The organism is Oscillochloris sp. ZM17-4 (genome assembly GCF_019599295.1).
Taxonomy (GTDB): domain Bacteria; phylum Chloroflexota; class Chloroflexia; order Chloroflexales; family Chloroflexaceae; genus Oscillochloris.
Genome location: NZ_JAIEWN010000033.1, coordinates 41,982 through 58,974 on the forward strand (window position 1 = coordinate 41,982; position 16,993 = coordinate 58,974).

General features: G+C 69.5%; 13 protein-coding genes. 9 read left to right on the forward strand and 4 right to left on the reverse strand.

Annotation, left to right across the window (positions count from 1 at the left end; all coding sequences use genetic code 11):
• The 3 genes from K2Z83_RS20065 to K2Z83_RS20075 form a co-directional block, all read left to right on the forward strand.
• Positions 1–395 (forward strand): molybdopterin-binding protein (locus K2Z83_RS20065; RefSeq protein WP_255604315.1); only part of this gene is annotated, 395 nt, incomplete at its 5' end.
• Positions 396–443: 48 nt separating this feature from the next.
• On the forward strand, positions 444–1,811 hold the full coding sequence (locus K2Z83_RS20070; protein WP_220596969.1) for a hypothetical protein: 1,368 nt from the start codon (positions 444–446) through the stop codon (positions 1,809–1,811).
• 129 nt (positions 1,812–1,940) lie between these two features.
• Positions 1,941–3,293 (forward strand): tetratricopeptide repeat protein, encoded by a 1,353-nt coding sequence (locus K2Z83_RS20075; protein ID WP_220596970.1) that lies wholly within the window; start codon positions 1,941–1,943, stop codon positions 3,291–3,293.
• A gap of 90 nt (positions 3,294–3,383) precedes the next feature.
• On the opposite strand, the gene dnaG is transcribed toward K2Z83_RS20075, so the two are convergent.
• The 3 genes from dnaG to K2Z83_RS20090 all read right to left on the reverse strand — a co-directional run bounded on the left by dnaG (position 3,384) and on the right by K2Z83_RS20090 (position 8,171).
• A complete protein-coding gene (gene dnaG / locus K2Z83_RS20080; protein WP_220596971.1) occupies positions 3,384–5,402 on the reverse strand; it encodes a DNA primase in 2,019 nt (672 codons plus the stop codon).
• Between the two features lie 87 nt (positions 5,403–5,489).
• Positions 5,490–6,557 carry a deoxyguanosinetriphosphate triphosphohydrolase gene (locus tag K2Z83_RS20085; RefSeq protein WP_220596972.1) on the reverse strand — a complete coding sequence of 356 codons (1,068 nt, stop codon included), beginning with the start codon at positions 6,555–6,557 and terminating at the stop codon, positions 5,490–5,492.
• Between the two features lie 405 nt (positions 6,558–6,962).
• Positions 6,963–8,171: a hypothetical protein gene (locus K2Z83_RS20090; protein ID WP_220596973.1), complete on the reverse strand. Its 1,209-nt coding sequence runs from the start codon at positions 8,169–8,171 to the stop codon at positions 6,963–6,965.
• A gap of 409 nt (positions 8,172–8,580) precedes the next feature.
• Here K2Z83_RS20090 and K2Z83_RS20095 point away from each other — a divergent pair, with 409 nt between their 5' ends.
• The 3 genes from K2Z83_RS20095 to K2Z83_RS20100 all read left to right on the forward strand — a co-directional run bounded on the left by K2Z83_RS20095 (position 8,581) and on the right by K2Z83_RS20100 (position 12,259).
• Complete coding sequence (locus K2Z83_RS20095; protein WP_220596974.1) at positions 8,581–9,012, forward strand: response regulator; 432 nt, start codon at positions 8,581–8,583, stop codon at positions 9,010–9,012.
• 294 nt (positions 9,013–9,306) lie between these two features.
• Complete coding sequence (locus K2Z83_RS30060) at positions 9,307–11,139, forward strand: serine hydrolase domain-containing protein (protein ID WP_370650225.1); 1,833 nt, start codon at positions 9,307–9,309, stop codon at positions 11,137–11,139.
• Positions 11,048–12,259 carry an alpha-amylase family glycosyl hydrolase gene (locus K2Z83_RS20100; RefSeq protein ID WP_370650228.1) on the forward strand — a complete coding sequence of 404 codons (1,212 nt, stop codon included), beginning with the start codon at positions 11,048–11,050 and terminating at the stop codon, positions 12,257–12,259. Before K2Z83_RS30060 ends, K2Z83_RS20100 begins: the two co-directional genes overlap by 92 nt.
• Positions 12,260–12,332: 73 nt before the next feature.
• On the opposite strand, the gene K2Z83_RS20105 is transcribed toward K2Z83_RS20100, so the two are convergent.
• Positions 12,333–13,106 carry a YceI family protein gene (locus K2Z83_RS20105; RefSeq protein ID WP_220596975.1) on the reverse strand — a complete coding sequence of 258 codons (774 nt, stop codon included), beginning with the start codon at positions 13,104–13,106 and terminating at the stop codon, positions 12,333–12,335.
• Positions 13,107–13,260: 154 nt separating this feature from the next.
• On the opposite strand from K2Z83_RS20105, the gene K2Z83_RS20110 reads away from it, so the two are divergent.
• The 3 genes from K2Z83_RS20110 to K2Z83_RS20120 form a co-directional block, all read left to right on the forward strand.
• Positions 13,261–14,460, forward strand: coding sequence for a radical SAM protein (locus K2Z83_RS20110; protein ID WP_220596976.1), 1,200 nt, complete (start codon positions 13,261–13,263; stop codon positions 14,458–14,460).
• Between the two features lie 45 nt (positions 14,461–14,505).
• Positions 14,506–16,146 carry a peptide ABC transporter substrate-binding protein gene (locus K2Z83_RS20115; RefSeq protein ID WP_220596977.1) on the forward strand — a complete coding sequence of 547 codons (1,641 nt, stop codon included), beginning with the start codon at positions 14,506–14,508 and terminating at the stop codon, positions 16,144–16,146.
• A 539-nt stretch (positions 16,147–16,685) separates the two neighbouring features.
• On the forward strand, positions 16,686–16,993 hold a 308-nt coding region (locus K2Z83_RS20120), incomplete at its 3' end, for an ATP phosphoribosyltransferase regulatory subunit (RefSeq protein ID WP_220596978.1).

Genomic DNA, 16,993 nt, shown 5'->3' on the forward strand with positions numbered 1-16,993 from the left:
GCCGCGTCCATGATCTGGGAGGGCGGGTCCTCGCCCTGCGCAGCGTCCCGCCGGACGAGGCGGCGGTCGCCGAGGCCCTGGCCGAGCTGCGCGCCGCCGGCGCCGAGCTGATCATCATCGCCGGGGAGACCTCGGTGGTGGACAGCGACGATGTCACGCCGCGGGCGATCCGCCTGGCGGGCGGCCACATCGAGCACTACGGCGCCCCGGTCGAGCCGGGCAACCTGCTGCTGATGGCCTACCTGGGCGGCCTGCCCGTGCTCGGCGCCCCCGGCTGCGTGCGCTCGCGCAACGCCAACATTGTCGACCTGCTGCTGCCCCGCCTGATGGCCGGCCAGCCCATCCGCCGCCGCGACATCGTCGCCCTCGGGCACGGCGGGCTCTTAGATGAGTAGGTAGGGGCAGGGCCTGCGGCCCTGCCCCTACCTACCCAAAGACGAGTGATGACTGACACCCCCCTCACCTACGAATACCACATCATCCTGGGGCACCCGGAGCGCGCCGAGGTGCTGCTGCTGCCCGGGGAGGTAGGCTGGCGGCTGCCCGGATTCTCCGCCGCCGAGCGCCGCTTCTGGCAGGATGTCGCCCACGTTGGCCGGGCGGTGGCCGATCGCTACGGGGCGGCGGTCCACACCCTGCGCTGCGCGGCGATCGACTACGAGCGGGACTCGGAGCTGCTCTCGAAGATCTACGTGGCGGCCCTGCGCGAGCCGGGGTGGTGCCCGCCGCAGGGGGCGATCTGGGCTGGGCGCGCGGAGGCGGCGGCGCTCTCCCTGGAGCTGCCGCGCCAGCGCGGGCCGATCAGCGAGTGGTTCGGCTGGTACGACGATGGCGCGCCCGCCCCGGGCACGCGCGCACCCTGGTACATGCCCGGCTGGCACCCCGCCGCCGCCACCTGGGTCGCCGAGACCCTGGGCGCCTTCGGCATCACCCAGCGTGGCCCCGTCGAGCAGCTGCGCTCCTGGCAGCGCTCGGCCATCCTGCGCGCGCCAACGTCGCGCGGGGACGTGTACTTCAAGGCGGTTCCGCCGATGTTCGCCCACGAGCCGGCCCTCTCGGCGGTGCTGGCCGCCCGCGACCCGGCCCGAGTCGCGGCGCCCCTGGCCATCGACCCGGCCCGGGGCTGGATGCTGACGCCCGCCGTGCCCGGCCACAGCCTGGACGAGCAGCCCGAGATCGAGATCTGGGAGGCGGCCCTGCGCAGCTTCGCCGAGCTCCAGATCGCCAGCGCCGGCCGGCTGGGCGAGCTGCGGGCGGCGGGCGTGCCCGACCGACCGCTCAGCATGCTCGCCGAGCAGATCGGCCCGCTGCTGTCCGATGTGGATGCCACCCTACCCGGCCGCCCCGCCGGCCTGACCGACGCGCAGCGCGCCGATCTGCACGACCTCGCCCCGCGCCTGCGCGAGCTGTGCGTCGAGCTGGAGGGCTACGGCCTGCCGCTGGCCATCGAGCACGGCGACCTCTGGGCCGGCCAGATCATCGCCGGCCCCGGCGGGTTCACCTTCCTCGACTGGTCGGACAGCTCGATCTCGCACCCCTTCTTCAGCCTGCTGCTGTTCCTGATCGAGGCCGAGGACCACCTCCCGAAGGAGCCCGGCGCCCGCGAGCGCCTGCGTGACGCCTACCTCGGCCCGTGGGCCACCCACATGCCGCGCGGGCGGCTGGAGCGCGCCTTCGAGCTCGCCCAGCCCCTGGCCGCCCTGCACCACGCCGTCACCTACCAGCAGGTGGTGCTGCCGAATATGGAGGTGGCCTGGGAGATGGAGCTGATGCTGCCCTTCTACCTCAAGATGCTCCTGCGCCTGATGTGATTGCAGATTGGAGATTGCAGATTGCAGATTTGAACCCAACTCCGCGCAATACACGTACCACACAGTGTGAAGTGCATGGATCGATAATCTGCAATCTGCAATCTGCAATCTGCAATTCAGAGAGATGCTATGTCGCTCGACGACCTGCTCAAAGACCGCAACGAGGCCGCCCTGTCGGACTTCACCCGCGCCATCGAGATCGACCCGAGCTACACCTGGGCGCGCTACCAGCGCGGCCAGATCCTCCGCGAGGTCGGGCGCTACCAGGAGGCACTGGAGGACTTCGCCCGCGCCATCGAGCTCGTGCCCGACGACGCCGCCTACCACGCCGAGCGCGGCGAGACCTACCGCCTGCTGCGCCGCTACGAGGAGGCGGTGGCCGACTTCTCGCGGGCGCTCGAGCTCGACCCGGAGTACCCGTGGGCGCTGGGCAGCAGAGGACAGGCCCTCCGCTCGCTGCGCCGCCACGATGAGGCCCTGGCCGACTTCACCCGCGCCATCGAGCTGCGCCCGACCATGGCCTGGGTGATCGCCGAGCGCGGCGAGCTCCACCGCACCATGGGCCGCCACGACCAGGCGATCAGCGACTTCTCGCGCGCCATCGAGATCCAGGCCAACTACACCTGGGCTATCGGCCACCGCGCCATCGCCTACCGCGAGCAGCAGCGCTACGATGAGGCACTCACCGACCTCGACCAGGCCATCCGCATCGAGGATAACCAGGCCTGGCTCTACGCCGAGCGCGGCGAGGTCCAGCGGCTCATGGGCCACCTCGACGAGGCGCTCGACGACCTGAGCCACGCCCTGGATCTCGACCCCAGCTACGCGTGGGCGCTGGGCAGCCGGGGCGCGGCCCGCCGCGCCCTCGGCCAGACTGAGGACGCCCTGGCCGACTTCTCGCGCGCCATCGAGATCGATTCGGGCTACGTCTGGGCGATCATGCAGCGAGGAATCCTTCACCGCAGCGAGAAGCGTTACGACGAGGCGATCGCCGACTTCTCGCGGGTGATCGAGCTGCGCCCGAACCACACCAGCGCCCTCGCTGAGCGCGGCGAGATCCACCGCCTGCACAAGCGCTACGACGAGGCGGTGGCCGACTTCTCGCGCGCCATCGCCGAGAACCCGGCCTACGCCTGGGCGCTGGGCAGCCGCGGCCAGGCCCTGCGCGCCCTCGGGCGTCACAGCGAGGCGCTGGAGGACTTCTCGCGCGCCTACGAGCTGCGCCCCGACGAGGCATGGGTCATCGCCGAGCGCGGCGAGACCTACCGTCTCATGCGGCGTTACGAGGAGGCGGTGGCCGACCTCTCGCGCGCCATCGAGATCAACCCCAAGGACTCCTGGGCGCTCAGCCGGCGCGGCGCGGCCTACCAGTCGCTGAAGATCTTCGAGGAGGCCTACATCGACCTCACCCGCGCCGTCGAGCTCGACCCGAGCAATGCCTGGGCCTGGGCGCAGCGCGGCAGCCTCTTCCGGCAGATGTAGGAAGGGGCTGTTGGGGCGCAGCAGCCCAGGATACGCTCCTGCCTGCCCATCCTATAACTGCTGCTGCGCCCGTACGTTAATGCCCCAGAATCACGCCTTCCCCAGCCGGTCGCGCAGGTCGGGGAAGGTGCTCGTGCGCGGCGGGGTCTTGGCGTCCGAGATGAACTGGGTGAGGGCGGTGAACTGGCGCAGCTCGGCGGCGCGGCTCGGGTCGCCGCCCTCCTCAGGCGGCTCGGCGATCCGCTGAAGCAGCATGGCGTGGAGCCGCCTGGCCTGCTGGAGGCGCAGGCTGCGGGCGCAGTCCTCGGCCTCCTGGCGGTGGCGGAAGTCCTGCGGGTGGATCTGGGCGCCGGCCAGCAGCGCCAGGAAGCGCTCGCGCAGCGGCTCCTCAAGCCAGTTCGCCCAGGCCTCCAGGCCCGCCTCATCGGTCGGCCGGCCCTCGATCGGCAGCCCGGTGAAGGCCGCCCAGATCTGCTGGTTCGCCGGGTCCTCCAGCAGATCCTCCAGCCCGCCGCCCAGCATCTCGCGAACGATGGGGTGTTTCTCCAACCCTAGCTCCAGCATCGCCTCCACGGCGGCCGGCACCACCGTGTTGTGGCGCAGTGCCAGGGCCAGCAGGTAGTCCTCCACGCTGTTCGCCGGGGTGCGTGGGGCGGAGGCAGGAGGCGGGAGGCGGGAGGCGGGAGGCCGAGCAGCATCGGCAGCCGGATAGCCGCCTGCCGCCTGCCGCCTGCCGCCTGCTTCCCTCCGCCTGCCGCTTGCCGCCTGCTTCCCTCCGCCCCGCAGCAGATCCAGGATCAGCTCGGCCTTGATCCCGATCACCTGCTCCAGCCGGGCGATGTAGACCCGCTGCTGGGCGCCGTCGAGCTCGGCGAGCAGGGGCAGCAGCTTCTCCAGGGCCGCCCGCTGGCCCTGCGGGTCGCCCAGATCCAGGCCGGCGGTGTATGCCCCGATGTAGAACTCCATCACCGGGGCCGCGTCGGCCACCAGCCGCCGCCAGAGCTCCGGGTCGGCCTTGATCACCTCGTCGGGGTCGCGGCCCTCGGGCATCCTGATGATCCGCAGGCTGACGTCGCTCTCCAGGCGCACCGCGCCCTGGGCCGTGGCCACCAGGTGCCCGCCCTCGCCATCCTCCGCGCCATCGCGCAGGGCGCTCAGCCCCTTGAGCGTGGCCTTCTGCCCGGCGGCGTCGGCGTCCAGGGCCATGTAGACATTGTGCGAGAGCCGCTTGAGCAGGGCCACGTGGCCCTTGGTGATCGCCGTGCCCAGCGGGGCAACCACGTTGCGGAAGCCGTGCTGGTGGGCGGTGATCACATCCACGTAGCCCTCCACCACCACCGTGCGGTCCTCGTTGCGGATGGCGTCGCGGGCCAGGTCGAGGCCGTAGAGCAGCTCACCCTTCTTGAAGAGCAGGGTCTCGGGCGTGTTCAGGTACTTGGGCTGGGCGTCGCCGAGCGCCCGCCCGCCGAAGCCCACCACCTGGCCGCGCGCGTCGCGGATGGGGAAGATCAGCCGGCCGCGGAAGCGGTCGTAGGGGCCGCGCGTCTCGTGGTCGATCGCCAGGCCTGCGGCCACCACATCCTCGGGCGGGTAGCCCTTCTTGCCCGTCAGGTAGGCCCAGAGATGGCCCCACTCCTCCAGGCTGTAGCCGATCTGGAAGGACTCGACCGTCTCGGGGGTCAGGCCGCGCCGCTCGACGTAGTCGCGGCCGGGCTGGCCGCGGGCCAGGCTGAGCAGCACATAGTTGAAGTACTTGGCGGCGGCGGCGTTGATCTCCAGCAGGCGCGTGCGCCGGGCGTCCTCCTGGCGCTCCTGGTCGCCCTTAGGCTCCAGGCGCACCCCCGCCCGCGCCGCCAGCTGCTCCAGGGCGTCCTTAAAGTCCAGCCCCTGCTTGCGCATCACATAGTCGAAGACCGTGCCCGAGGCGTGGCAGCCGAAGCAGTAGAAGCTCTGCGAGTCGGGGTAGACGGTGAAGGCCGGCGTGCGCGAGTTGGGGTGGAAGGGGCAGAAGCCCACGAAGCTGCGCCCCGTCTTGCGCAGGCTCACGCCCGAGGCGCCGACCACCTCGATGATATCAGTCTTTGTGCGGACCTCGTCGATCTGGCTCATGTCAATTGCAGATTGCAGATTGCAGATTGCAGATTGCAGATTGGGCTATGCTCAATCTGTAATCTGCAATCTACAATCTGCAATTCCTCACGCCCCCCAGGTCCTGGGGATGAAGATCCGCTTAAACACCTCCAGGGCGTAGCGGTCGGTCATGCCGGAGATATAGTCTACCACAGCCCGCTCGGGCGGCTCCTGGCGGCGCCGGTTGATCCGCAGCAGGTCGGCGGGCAGATCGCCGAGGTGCGCGCAGAAGTGGGCATAGAGCGTCTCGATCACAAAGCGCACCTTCTCCTCGTCCTGCCTGGCGCTGGGAGTGACGTAGACGTGGCTGAACATGAACTCGCGCAGCCGGTTGGTGGCGGAGAGGATGTCCGGGCTCATCGTGAGCAGCGGCGGGTCGGGCGCGTCGCCCTCGCCGCTGGCCCACCAGTTGTGGCGGATCAGATCGCTGACCATCGTGTTGATCCGCACGCCGTGGCTGTGGCCAAGCACATCGAGGCAGTCCCGAGGCAGATCCTCGGGGCGCAGCACCCCGGCGCGGATGGAGTCGTCAATATCGTGGTTGATATAGGCCACGCTGTCGCAGATCTTAATGATCTGGCCCTCAAGGGTGCTCGCGGTGCCCCAGGCCGTGGTCATAATATCGCGGCGGGCCTTCGAGTGCAGGTAGATCCCCTCACGCACGGCGTAGGTCAGGTTTAGCCCATCGCCATCGCGCTCGATCACCTCGACGATCCGTCGACTCTGCTCGTTGTGCCGGAAGTGGTCGGGGTAGATCCGGGTCAGGGCCGTCTCGCCGGCGTGGCCGAAGGGTGCGTGCCCAATGTCGTGGCCCAATCCGATCGCCTCAGTGAGATCCTCGTTCAGGCGCAGGGCGCGGGCCACCGTGCGCGAGATCTGCGTCACCTCGAGGGTGTGGGTGAGCCGGGTGCGGTAGTGGTCACCCACCGGCGCGATGAAGACCTGGGTCTTATGCTTGAGCCTGCGGAAGGGCTTGGAGTGCAGGATGCGGTCGCGGTCGTGCTGGTAGGACGGGCGGATCGGGCACGCGGCCTCAGGTCGCTCGCGCACGGCGGCGACACTGAGGGCCGCCATGTGCGAGAGCGTCTGCGTCTCCAGGGCCTCGCGCCGCTCGCGGATGGTCGGGCTAATCATAGGTGCTCCTCGGCGCTAGCCGGCGTGGCCCTCTGAATTCTACCCGAAACGCGGGGGCGGCGCCAGCGCAGGCGGGGGTGCGGGGGCGGCCGGGCCTTGGGGCCGACAGCCATTGGCCACACCCACGGATATACGAGCCTTGGGTGCGGCGTACTGTTGATACCGCTGGCGAATTCCGAGACCGTTACGCGGCAGGGACTAATCAGCGCCAGTAGGAAGCGCTCCGTCGCCGGGGCGCTTCATCATGTCGGCCTCGCAGGGCCGATCTGCTCGGGTATAGATTTGCCAGCCGTCGCGGACGGGTGTACATGGAGCTTTACCACAAGACTCATGTGCCCCACCCGCGAAAGGCAAGCATGCAGTCTTCGAGTGGTGCTAACGCTTCACTCCGCTCACCCCGGACACCTAAAAACGTGTGCGCGGGAAGTGTCCGCTGGAGCTGGCCGGCCACGAGGTGGCCAGCCTACCCATGGCGCAGCTCTGCCGCGGCCAGATGCTCCACTGGCCCCCTGAGGCCCTCGGCGAAGTAGCCGCCAGGACGTAACGGTCTCCTGGGTCGTCGCCCAGGGTGTTGATCTCGACCGCCTCGTCGAGCTCCTGGGCCGAGAAGCGCTCGCGGCGGGCCATCTTGGCGGCGCCCGCCGGGGCCGGCGCGGCCATGGGCGCGCGCATAACATCGCCGAGGGCCATCATCTCGGCGGCCGGGGGGGCCTGGGGCGCCGCGTCGAAGAAGATCGGCGCGCCCACGGTGCGCTCCTCATCCTCCACCAGGGGCCGCTCCGGCGTGCGCGGCTCGTAGAGCCGGTAGCGGAACGAGATCGGCATGCCGGCAACCAGGGTCAGCTCCACCTGATCCAGGTCCTCGTCCATCTGGTTGTCGAAGATGCCCCAGCCCTGAAGAAGGACGAAGGCTGAGGGCTGAGGGCTGAGGGGTGAAGCCTCCTGCGCACCCGATGTTCCGGCTTCATCCTTCATCCTTCCGCCTTCATCCTTCTCCTCGAAGAGCAGCCGGTAGCTGACCCGCCAGGCCGGGGCGGGGGCGATGTAGCCCACCAGCAGGTCGTGGTCGCCGGGGCTGAGGTGGATGATGGCGCTGCGGCGATCCTCCTCGCTCTGGGCGGCCTTGAGGAAGTAGCCAAGGTCGGCGGCCGCCGCGTCGTCGAGCAGGTCGACGCGGGCGAGCTCGGCGATCGGCAGGGCGCGCACCTGGCGCGCGTCGGCCTCGTAGATCGACACGATCGCCCGGCGCAGCGGCTCGTCCTGCTCATAGTCGACGCCGACGATCAGCCCCTCGATCACGATCTCGCCCTCGGCGTCGAGCACGAGGCGCGCCCGCCGCCCGCGCAGATCGCGCAGCAGGTCGAGCATGCTCTGGCGGTCGGAGAGGTGGATGCTGCCGCGCTCCAGGACGGCCGCGCGGTCCTCGGGGGTCTCGAAGTCGACGCTGCGCACCTGCCCGGCGCCCAGATCCATGGCCACCAGGCTCTTGAGCACATCGTCCATCGCCTCGCGGGCGAAGGTGAGCCTTAGGCTCTCGCCGCTCAGCGGTCCCCGCCGCTCGAAGTAGCCCACGCCGTGCTTGTAGATGGTGATCCGACTGATCGGCAGCGACATCGACGGCTCCTTTCGCCTTCAGTATGGTGACGAGGGGCATAGTACCATAGGTGGCGGCGCGTATGCTGGCGGCACGCCGAAACTCCAGGGCATGTGCAACGTCGCTGGCGACGGGAAGGCGCGCCACGGGAGCCTGCGGCTGGCCTGCGCCTACGTGGGCGGGTAGCGGCGTCGGCGCAGGCCGACGCCCGGCGCGCAGCGCCCCGTTGGCGCAACTTTCAGTCGCCAGCCGGGGGGGCAGGGACGTTGCACATGCCCTGGCCGAAACTCCACCTGAACGAATTGTTGTCGGTGCTGCCTCCATCTTGCGCCTTTATGACGCTTTTGTCAGCAAACGAGCCTCTGTCGTAGTGATACAACCTCATGGAGCGCAGCGCGCGAGGCACAATTCCGTGTAAGGAGCTCGTCTATGCCCAAGGTGCTTATCGTCGAGGATGACAAGATCAACCGTGAGATGATCGAGCGCATGCTCTCGCTCAACGGGTACGAGGTGATCTCCGCGTCGGACGGGGCCAAGGCGCTGGCGATGGCCCGCACGCACATCCCCGACGTGATCATTATGGATATGGGCCTGCCCGTGCTCAACGGCTGGCAGGCAACCTACCGCCTCAAGGCCGACGAGTCCACCCGGCGCATCCCGGTGATCGCCCTCACCGCGTTCACCATGTCCGAGGATCGCACCCGCTGCCTCGCCGTCGGCTGCGACGACTATGATGTCAAGCCGATCGAGATGACCCGCCTGCTCACGAAGCTGCGCGTCAACCTTGAGCGCGCCGCCGAGGGGTTTGTCCCTGACGCACCCACCCTCGACCCTGATATGGAGCGGCAGGTCGGCGGATGACGGGCAGAGCATGTGCAACGTCGCGGGCGACGGGAAGGCGCGCCACGGGAGCCTGCGGCTGGCCTGCGCCTACGCGGGCGGGTGCGGCGTCGGCGCAGGCCGACGCCCGGCGCGCAGCGCCCCGTTGGCGCGACTTTCAGTCGCCAGCCGGGGGGCAGGGACCTTGCACATGCCCTGGGATGACGGGGCGGTGGGGAGTCTGCGGCCCCGAGACGTGCTATAGTTGGTCGGGCTCGCCTGCGACGCAGGCGAGCCCGACCAACTATAGCTGTTTTCTATGAGGGCAATGAGATCATGACCGCAGAGCCGCAGCTGCCGCGCAGCGCCCCCGAGGAGCAGGGAGTCGCCTCGTCGGCCATTCACGCCTTTATCGACGCCGTGGAGCGCGAGGTCGACAGCCTGCACAGCTTCATGCTGCTGCGCCACGGCCACGTGCTGGCCGAGGGCTGGTGGGCGCCCTACGAGCGGGACGCGCCGCACATCCTCTTCTCGCTGAGCAAGAGCTTCACCGCGACGGCGGTCGGCCTGGCGGTGGCCGAGGGCCTGCTGAGCGTGGACGACCCGGTGGTCGGATTCTTCCCCGACGACCTGCCGGCCAAGGTGAGCGCGAACCTGGCGGCCATGCGTGTGCGCCACCTGCTGGCCATGTCCACCGGGCACGACGTCGACACCATGCTGCCGCCAGACAAGCAGACCGACAACTGGGCGCGCGACATCCTGGCGATCCCGGTGCGGCACACGCCGGGCACACACTTCCTCTACAACACCGGCGCCACCTACATGCTCTCGGCGATCATCCAGCGGATCACCGGCGTGACCCTGCTGGAGTACCTGCGGCCGCGCCTGCTCGACCCGCTGGGCATCGATCATGCCACCTGGTGGACATGCCCGCGCGGCATTAATGTCGGCGGCTACGGGCTGAACATCACCACCGACGCGATCGCCCGCTTCGGCCAGCTCTACCTCCAGAAGGGCGTCTGGCGGGGCCAGCAGCTCGTCCCTGCGGACTGGGTGGCGGCGGCGAGCACGCTCCAGACGGTGAATGGCGACGACCCACAGAGCGACTGGGCGCAGGGCTACGGCTACCAGTTCTGGATGTGTCGCCACGACGCCTACCGGGGCGACGGGGCCTTCGGCCAGTACTGTGTCGTCATGCCCGAGCAGGATGCGGTGCTGGCGATCACCGGCGGGCTCAGCGACATGCAGCGGCCGCTGAGCCTGGCCTGGCAGCACCTGCTGCCGGCGATGGGCGCGGACCTGCTGCCCGCCGACCCGGCGGCGCAGGCGGCCCTGGCCGAGCGGCTGGCCGGGCTGGAGCTGGCCCCGCCCAGCGGGCTGCCGACGCCCGCCCTGGCCGCCGAGGTCTCGGGCCACAGCTACATGATCGAGCCGAACGAGATGGGCATCGAGGCAATCGGCTTGCGCTTCGATCCAGCGGGCTGCACGATCACGATCCGCAACGGCGAGGGCGAGCACCAGATCGCAGCAGGCGACGGCGCGTGGCGCGCGGGCGAGACCACCTTCAGCGACCGCCCGGGCAGCCACCCGGTGGCCGCCGCCGGGGCGTGGGAGTCCGCCGACCGCTACCGGCTGGTGGTCTACTACACCGAGACGCCCTTCCGCGTGACGGCGACCTTCAGGTTCGCGGGCGACCGGCTGGAGCTGCGCGACTTCGGCCAGAACGTGGGCTTCGGGCCGACGGCCTTCCCGGACCTGAAGGGAGGCCTGGTCCTCGCTGTCCGAGGGCGGCAGCTGGGCCTCCGAGATCGTCGGCAGCACGCCGGGCGACGGCAGCGTGATCGGCGACAGCGCCCCCGGCGACCACTACCTGCGCGTGATGGGCGCCGAGTTCGGCCTGACCTTTGTGCGCCGCGCGCGCACCTTCGCCTTCCGCGTGGACCGCGAGCGGTCGCCGGCATGGCTCCACGACGCGGTCATCTACCACGTCTTTGTGGACCGCTTCAGCCCCGGCGGCGGCCGGCCCTTCCAGCGGCCGCGCACGCCGATGGGCTTCTACGGCGGCACGATCGCCGGCGTGATCGAGCAGCTCGACTATATCGAGGCCCTCGGCGCGGGGGCGATCTGGCTCTCGCCGATCTTCCCCAGCCCCTCGCACCACGGCTATGACGCGACCGACTTCTACGGGGTCGAGCCGCGCCTGGGCAGCCCCGAGGAGCTGCGCGCCCTGATCGACGCCGCCCACGCCCGCGGCATCCGCGTGATCTTCGACTACACGGCCAACCACGTCTCCCAGGAGCACCCGGACTTCCAGGCCGCCCTGCGCGACCCGCAGAGCCCGACCTTCCCCTGGTTCACCTTCACCGAGTACCCCGAGACCTACGTCTCCTTCTTCGGGGTGCGCAGCCTGCCCCAGCTCGACAGCGACCACCCCGAGGCCCGCCGGGCGATGATCGCGGCGGCGGCCCACTGGCTACGGCAGGGCGTCGATGGCTTCCGCCTCGACTATACCATCGGCCCCTCGCACGCCTTCTGGGTGGACTTCCGCGCCGCCATGCGCGCCATCCGCCCCGACAGCGTGATGATCGGCGAGGCGGTCGATACCGCCGAGATGCTGCACTCCTATGTCGGCCGGCTGGACGGCTGCCTCGACTTCCTGCTGCTCCAGGTGATCCGGCTCTTCTTCGGCTTCGGCCAGATGCGGGCCAGCCAGCTCGACACCTTCCTCAGCCGGCACCTGGGGGCCTTCCCGCCCGACTTCGTGATGCCGAGCTTCCTCGACAACCACGATATGAACCGCTTCCTCTGGATCGTCCAGGGCGACGTGCGCAAGCTGAAGCTGGCCGCCCTCTGCCAGTACACCCTGCCGCACCCGCCGGTGCTCTACTACGGCACCGAGGTCGGCCTGAGCCAGCAGCTCGACGTGCGGCATATGGATGGCAGCGGCCACCCCGAGGAGTCGCGCCTGCCGATGCGCTGGGGCGCGGCGCAGGACGCCGACCTGCTGGGCTTCTACCGGCGGCTGGGGGCGATGCGCCGCGAGACGGCGGCGGTCTGGCGCGGGCGCCGCCGCGCCGCCCACATCGACGACGCGGGCGGGCACTACGCCTACCTGTGCGAGGCCGGCGGGCGCGAGCTGCTGGCGGCGCTGAACAACGGCCCCGGCGCCGGGCGCATCCCGCTGCCCGAGGGCGACTGGGAGATCGCCGTCGAGAGCGAGGGGGCGGCCCTCGACGGCGGCGACCTGCTGCTGCCGGCCTACGGCGGGGCGGTGCTTTTGAGAAGGTAAAAGGTAAAAGGTAAAAGGTAAAAGGTAAAAGGTAAAAGGTAAAACAGAGCCTTTTACCTTGCGCGTAGCGCAGCTACGCGGCCTCGGCCACAAAGCTGATCTCGATCTGCACCTGCTCGCTCACATTCGCCACGCTCGGCACATTGGGGATCTCCAGGCCAAAGTCGCCCCGGTTCACCGTCGTCGTCGCCGTGCCGCTCAGCCGGCTGGCGCTCTCGGCCGTGACGGTGGCCTCGAAGACGACCGGCACCGTCGTGTCGCGGATGGTCAGCTCGCCGGCGATCTGGAAGCTGTAGGGCGTGCCGGGCGCGCCGCTGCCGCTCAGGCCGGTGATCCCGGTGGGCGCGAAGGTGATCAGCTCGTAGCTGTCGGTGCTCAGGATGAAGTTCTTGATCGCCCGGTCGCGCATGCCGCTGTCGGTGGCGAGGGTGCGGGCGTTCACGGTGATCGGGCCGATCTGGGCGCTGCTTAGGTCGGCCGGGTTGACGGCGATCTCCCCGGCGACCTGGTCGGTCGTGCCGACCACCGTCTTGGGCTGGCCGCGCAGCAGCTCGTCGAGGGTGAAGCTGGCCTGCGACTCGGCCTGGACGATCTGGAATTTGGTGAGCTCTGTGGTGGCGGGCGCGGCGGCGGCGGGCGCCTCGGTCGGCGCGGCGGCGGCGGGCGCCTCGGTCGGCGCGGCGGCGACGGGCGCCTCGGTCGGCGCGATCACCGCCAGCGGCACCGCCGTGATCGGCCCGCTGGCGGCCTCGGTGTCGCCGAGCACCGCGTTATACAGCCAGGCACCAACCCCGGCGGCGAGCAGTACGATGACTGCGGCGGCGATGATCAGGTTCCTTCGATTCATCCTCTACTCCATTCCATCACATATACTACAACCGATAACGGGTATAAATATAGGGTACCATGAGTTTGTTTAGAAAGTTGTTCAGCCTGGATGAGTGTGGGGTGAGTATCGGCACCTGACGCCCCCGGCGGAAGGATGCTATAATTGAGCCGCTATGCCAAAACCCTCGCTCTATGATATGAATCTGGCCGACCTGGAGACCCTGATGCGCGGCTGGGGCCAGCCGGCCTTCCGCGCCCGCCAGATCTACCGCCAGCTTTATGTAAACCTTGCCGCCAACCCGGCGGCGATGACCGACCTGCCGCTCACCCTGCGCGATCGCCTGTCGGCCGAGACATCTATCGGCGGCCTGCGGCTCGTCCGCACCCAGACCTCCGACGACGGACTGACTCGCAAGGCGCTCTTCGCCCTGCCCGATGGCGTCGTCGTCGAGACGGTGCTGATGATCTACGCCGACCGGGCCACCGCCTGCGTCTCGACCCAGGCCGGCTGCGCCATGGGCTGCGTCTTCTGCGCCACCGGCAAGCTCGGCCTGCTACGCAACCTCAGCCCCGGCGAGATCGTCGAGCAGGCGCTCTGGGCCAGCCGCGAGCTGCGGGCTTGGCAGGGGACAGGGGACAGGGGACAGGGGACAGGGGACAGGGGACAGGGGACAGATCGGGCAGCTGGTGGGCCACAGGACGATGGGAGCCGCTGGGTGGCCGACGCGCCGGCCCCCGTCCAGCAGCTCGGCCGGATCTCGAACCTCGTCTTCATGGGCATGGGCGAGCCGCTGGCCAACTACGACCGCTGGTGGGAGTCGGTGCAGCGCCTGCACGACCCGCAGGGCCTCAACATGGGCGCCCGCAGCATGACGGTCTCGACGGTGGGCCTCGCGCAGGGCATCCGCCGCCTGGCCGGCGAGGGCCTGCCGATCAACCTGGCGATCTCGCTCCACGCCCCCGACGACGCCCTGCGCAGCGCGCTGATGCCGATCAACGACCGCTTCCCGATCGGCGACCTGCTCGACGCGGCCCGCGAGTATATCGATACGACCGGGCGGCGCGTCTCCTTCGAGTATGTGCTGCTCCAGGGCCAGAACGACCAGCCGCACCAGGCGCTGGCCCTGGCCAAGCTGCTGCGCGGCCACACCGCCGACGGGGCCAATCGCGGCGTGCCATTATTATGTCACGTCAACCTCATCCCCTGGAACCCGGTGCCCGGCGCGCCCCTCGGCCGCTCCGAGCACGCGCGCGTGCGCGCCTTCCAGCAGGTGCTGGTGGACTACGGCGTGGCCTGCACCGTGCGCGTCGAGCGCGGGGTCGAGATCGCCGCCGCCTGCGGGCAGCTCGCTGGCGCGAATGATGAACGTTGAATGTTGAATGTTGAATGATCGTCTTCCCAAGCGGAGCTTCCTACAATGAATCTGCGGCGTCCGGCATTCATCATTCATCATTCAATATTCATCATTCTCATACTCCTCCTCGCCGCCTGCGGCACCTCCAGACCCGTGCCCACGCCGACGAACTTCATCTCGGCCGGCATGACCGCGACGCCGACAAACTTCGGCAACGGCGGCACCCTGATCATGGCCCTGGGCGCGCGCGACCCGAATACGCTCGACCCGGCACTGGCCGGCGATGTCGGCAGCGCCTTCATCATCCGCCAGCTCTTTAGCGGCCTGACCCGCCTCAACAGCCGGCTAGAGGTCCAGCCCGACCTCGCCGCGTCATGGGTGGTCTCGCCCGACGGCCTAACCTACACCTTCTCCCTGCGCATGGACGCCCGCTTCGCCGACGGCGCGCCGATCACGTCGGACGACGTGATCTACTCGCTGGAGCGGGCCAGCGACCCGGGGCTGGCGAAGTTCCTGCCAGCCGCCACCTACCTGGGCGATATCGTCGGCGTGCGCGAGAAGATCGCCGGGAAGGCCAGCAGCATCTCCGGGCTGAGCGCCCCCGACGCGCACACCGTGGTGATGCAGATCGACTCGCCCAAGAGCTACTTCCTCGCCAAGCTCTCCCACGTCACCAGCTTTGTAGTAGACCGGCGGGCGGTCGAAGCCGACGGCCGGGGCGACTGGACCGAGCGGCCCAACGGCAGCGGCCCCTTCGCCATCGAGCGCTGGGACCACGACCAGCTGCTCGTGCTCAAGCGCAACCTAAACTTCTACCGCGACATCCCGAAGCTCGACCGGGTGCGCTTCCTGATGGGCGCCGCCGCCAGCAACCCCATGCAGCTCTACGAGCAGGGCGACATCGACGTGACCGACGTGCCCACCTACGCCCTGGCCCGCGTGGAGGACACCAGCAGCGCGCTCTCGAAGGAGCTGCTGCGCGTGCCGCAGCTCTCGATCTACTACATGGGCCTGAACGTGAGCCTGCCGCCCTTCGACGACCCCAAGGTGCGCCAGGCCTTCGCCCTGCTGATCGACCGGGCCAAAGTGGCCGAGGTGACGCTGGACGGGGCAGCCGAGGCGGCGCGCGGCATCCTGCCGCCCGGCATGCCCGGCTACGACCCGCAGCTGCCCCAGGCCGAATCCGACATCGCCAGGGCCAAGGCGCTGCTGGCCGAGTCGCGCTACGGCGGCGCCGACAAGCTCCCGCCGATCGCGGCCTACGGCAGCTGGGCCGGCACCCTGGCCGAGGTGGCCAAAGATGAGCTGGGCATCACCATCGAGGTGCGCGGCTACGAGGACTACGGCGACTTCCTGGCCGCCCTCGACGCAAACACGTTCCAGATCTACGGCAGCGGCTGGATCGCCGACTACCCCGACCCGGAGAACTTCCTCGACGTGCTGTTCCGCGGGGGCAGCGGCGAGAACCACACCAGCTACGACAGCCCGCAGGTGAACGACCTGCTCAGCCGGGCCGCCGTGGAGAAGGACGAGGCGGCGCGCTTCGACCTCTACCACCAGGCCGAGCGCCAGATCCTGGCCGACGCGCCGGTGATCCCGATCTACCACGACATCGCCTACACCCTGGTCAAGCCCTACGTGCGCGGCCTTGAGGTGACGCCGATGGGAATCCTCGACCTCTCGACGGTCGAGCTGGCGAGGTGATCATGCTGGGGGCTGCGCGCCCCCAGGCCCGGTATCTCCGCTGGGGGCTGCGCGCCCCCAGGCCCGGTATCTCCGCTGGGGGCTGCGCGCCCCCAGGCCCGGTATCTCCGCTGGGGGCTGCGCGCCCCCAGACCCCGCGCCAGAGGGCCAGCCCTCTGGACTCCCGCGAGGGGCTCCGCCCCTTCGAACCCTGGAATCTTAGGCCGGCGGCAGATTGAATGCCCGTTGTCATGACAGCTGCGCAGGTGCGGGCGGTGTGGGAGACAGCGTCAATGCTGCTGCCCGACACATGAAAAGAGGCTGGCAGAGCACATCCCGCACCGCGCCTTGTCATGACAACGGGCAGTTGGCATACTGAAGCATAAAATTGGGGGTTTCAGGGGGCAGCGCCCCCTGAGCGGGGTCCAGGGGCGGCAGCCCCTGGGCGGGGGCGGGGCGCAGCGCCCGCATGTGAAGGCGGGGGCGGGGCGCAGCGCCCGCATGTGAAGGCGGGGGCGGGGCGCAGCGCCCGCGCAATTCGTTTTATGGAGCAATTGAGTATGGCCAAGATACAGAACATCAAAGGTATGCGCGACCACCTGCCCCAGGCGATGATGCTGCGCCAGCACATCGTCGCCACCATCACGGGGGTGTGCGAGCGCCACGGCTTCGAGCCGCTCCAGACACCGATCATCGAGTACGCCGAGGCCCTGGAGGGCAAGCTGGGCGACGACGAGAGCCTGATCTACCGCTTCGAGGACCACGGCGGGCGCCGGCTGGCCCTGCGCTACGACCAGACCGTCCCCCTGGCCCGCGTGGTCGCCCAGTACGCCGGGCAGCTCAGCCTGCCCTGGCGGCGCTACGCCCT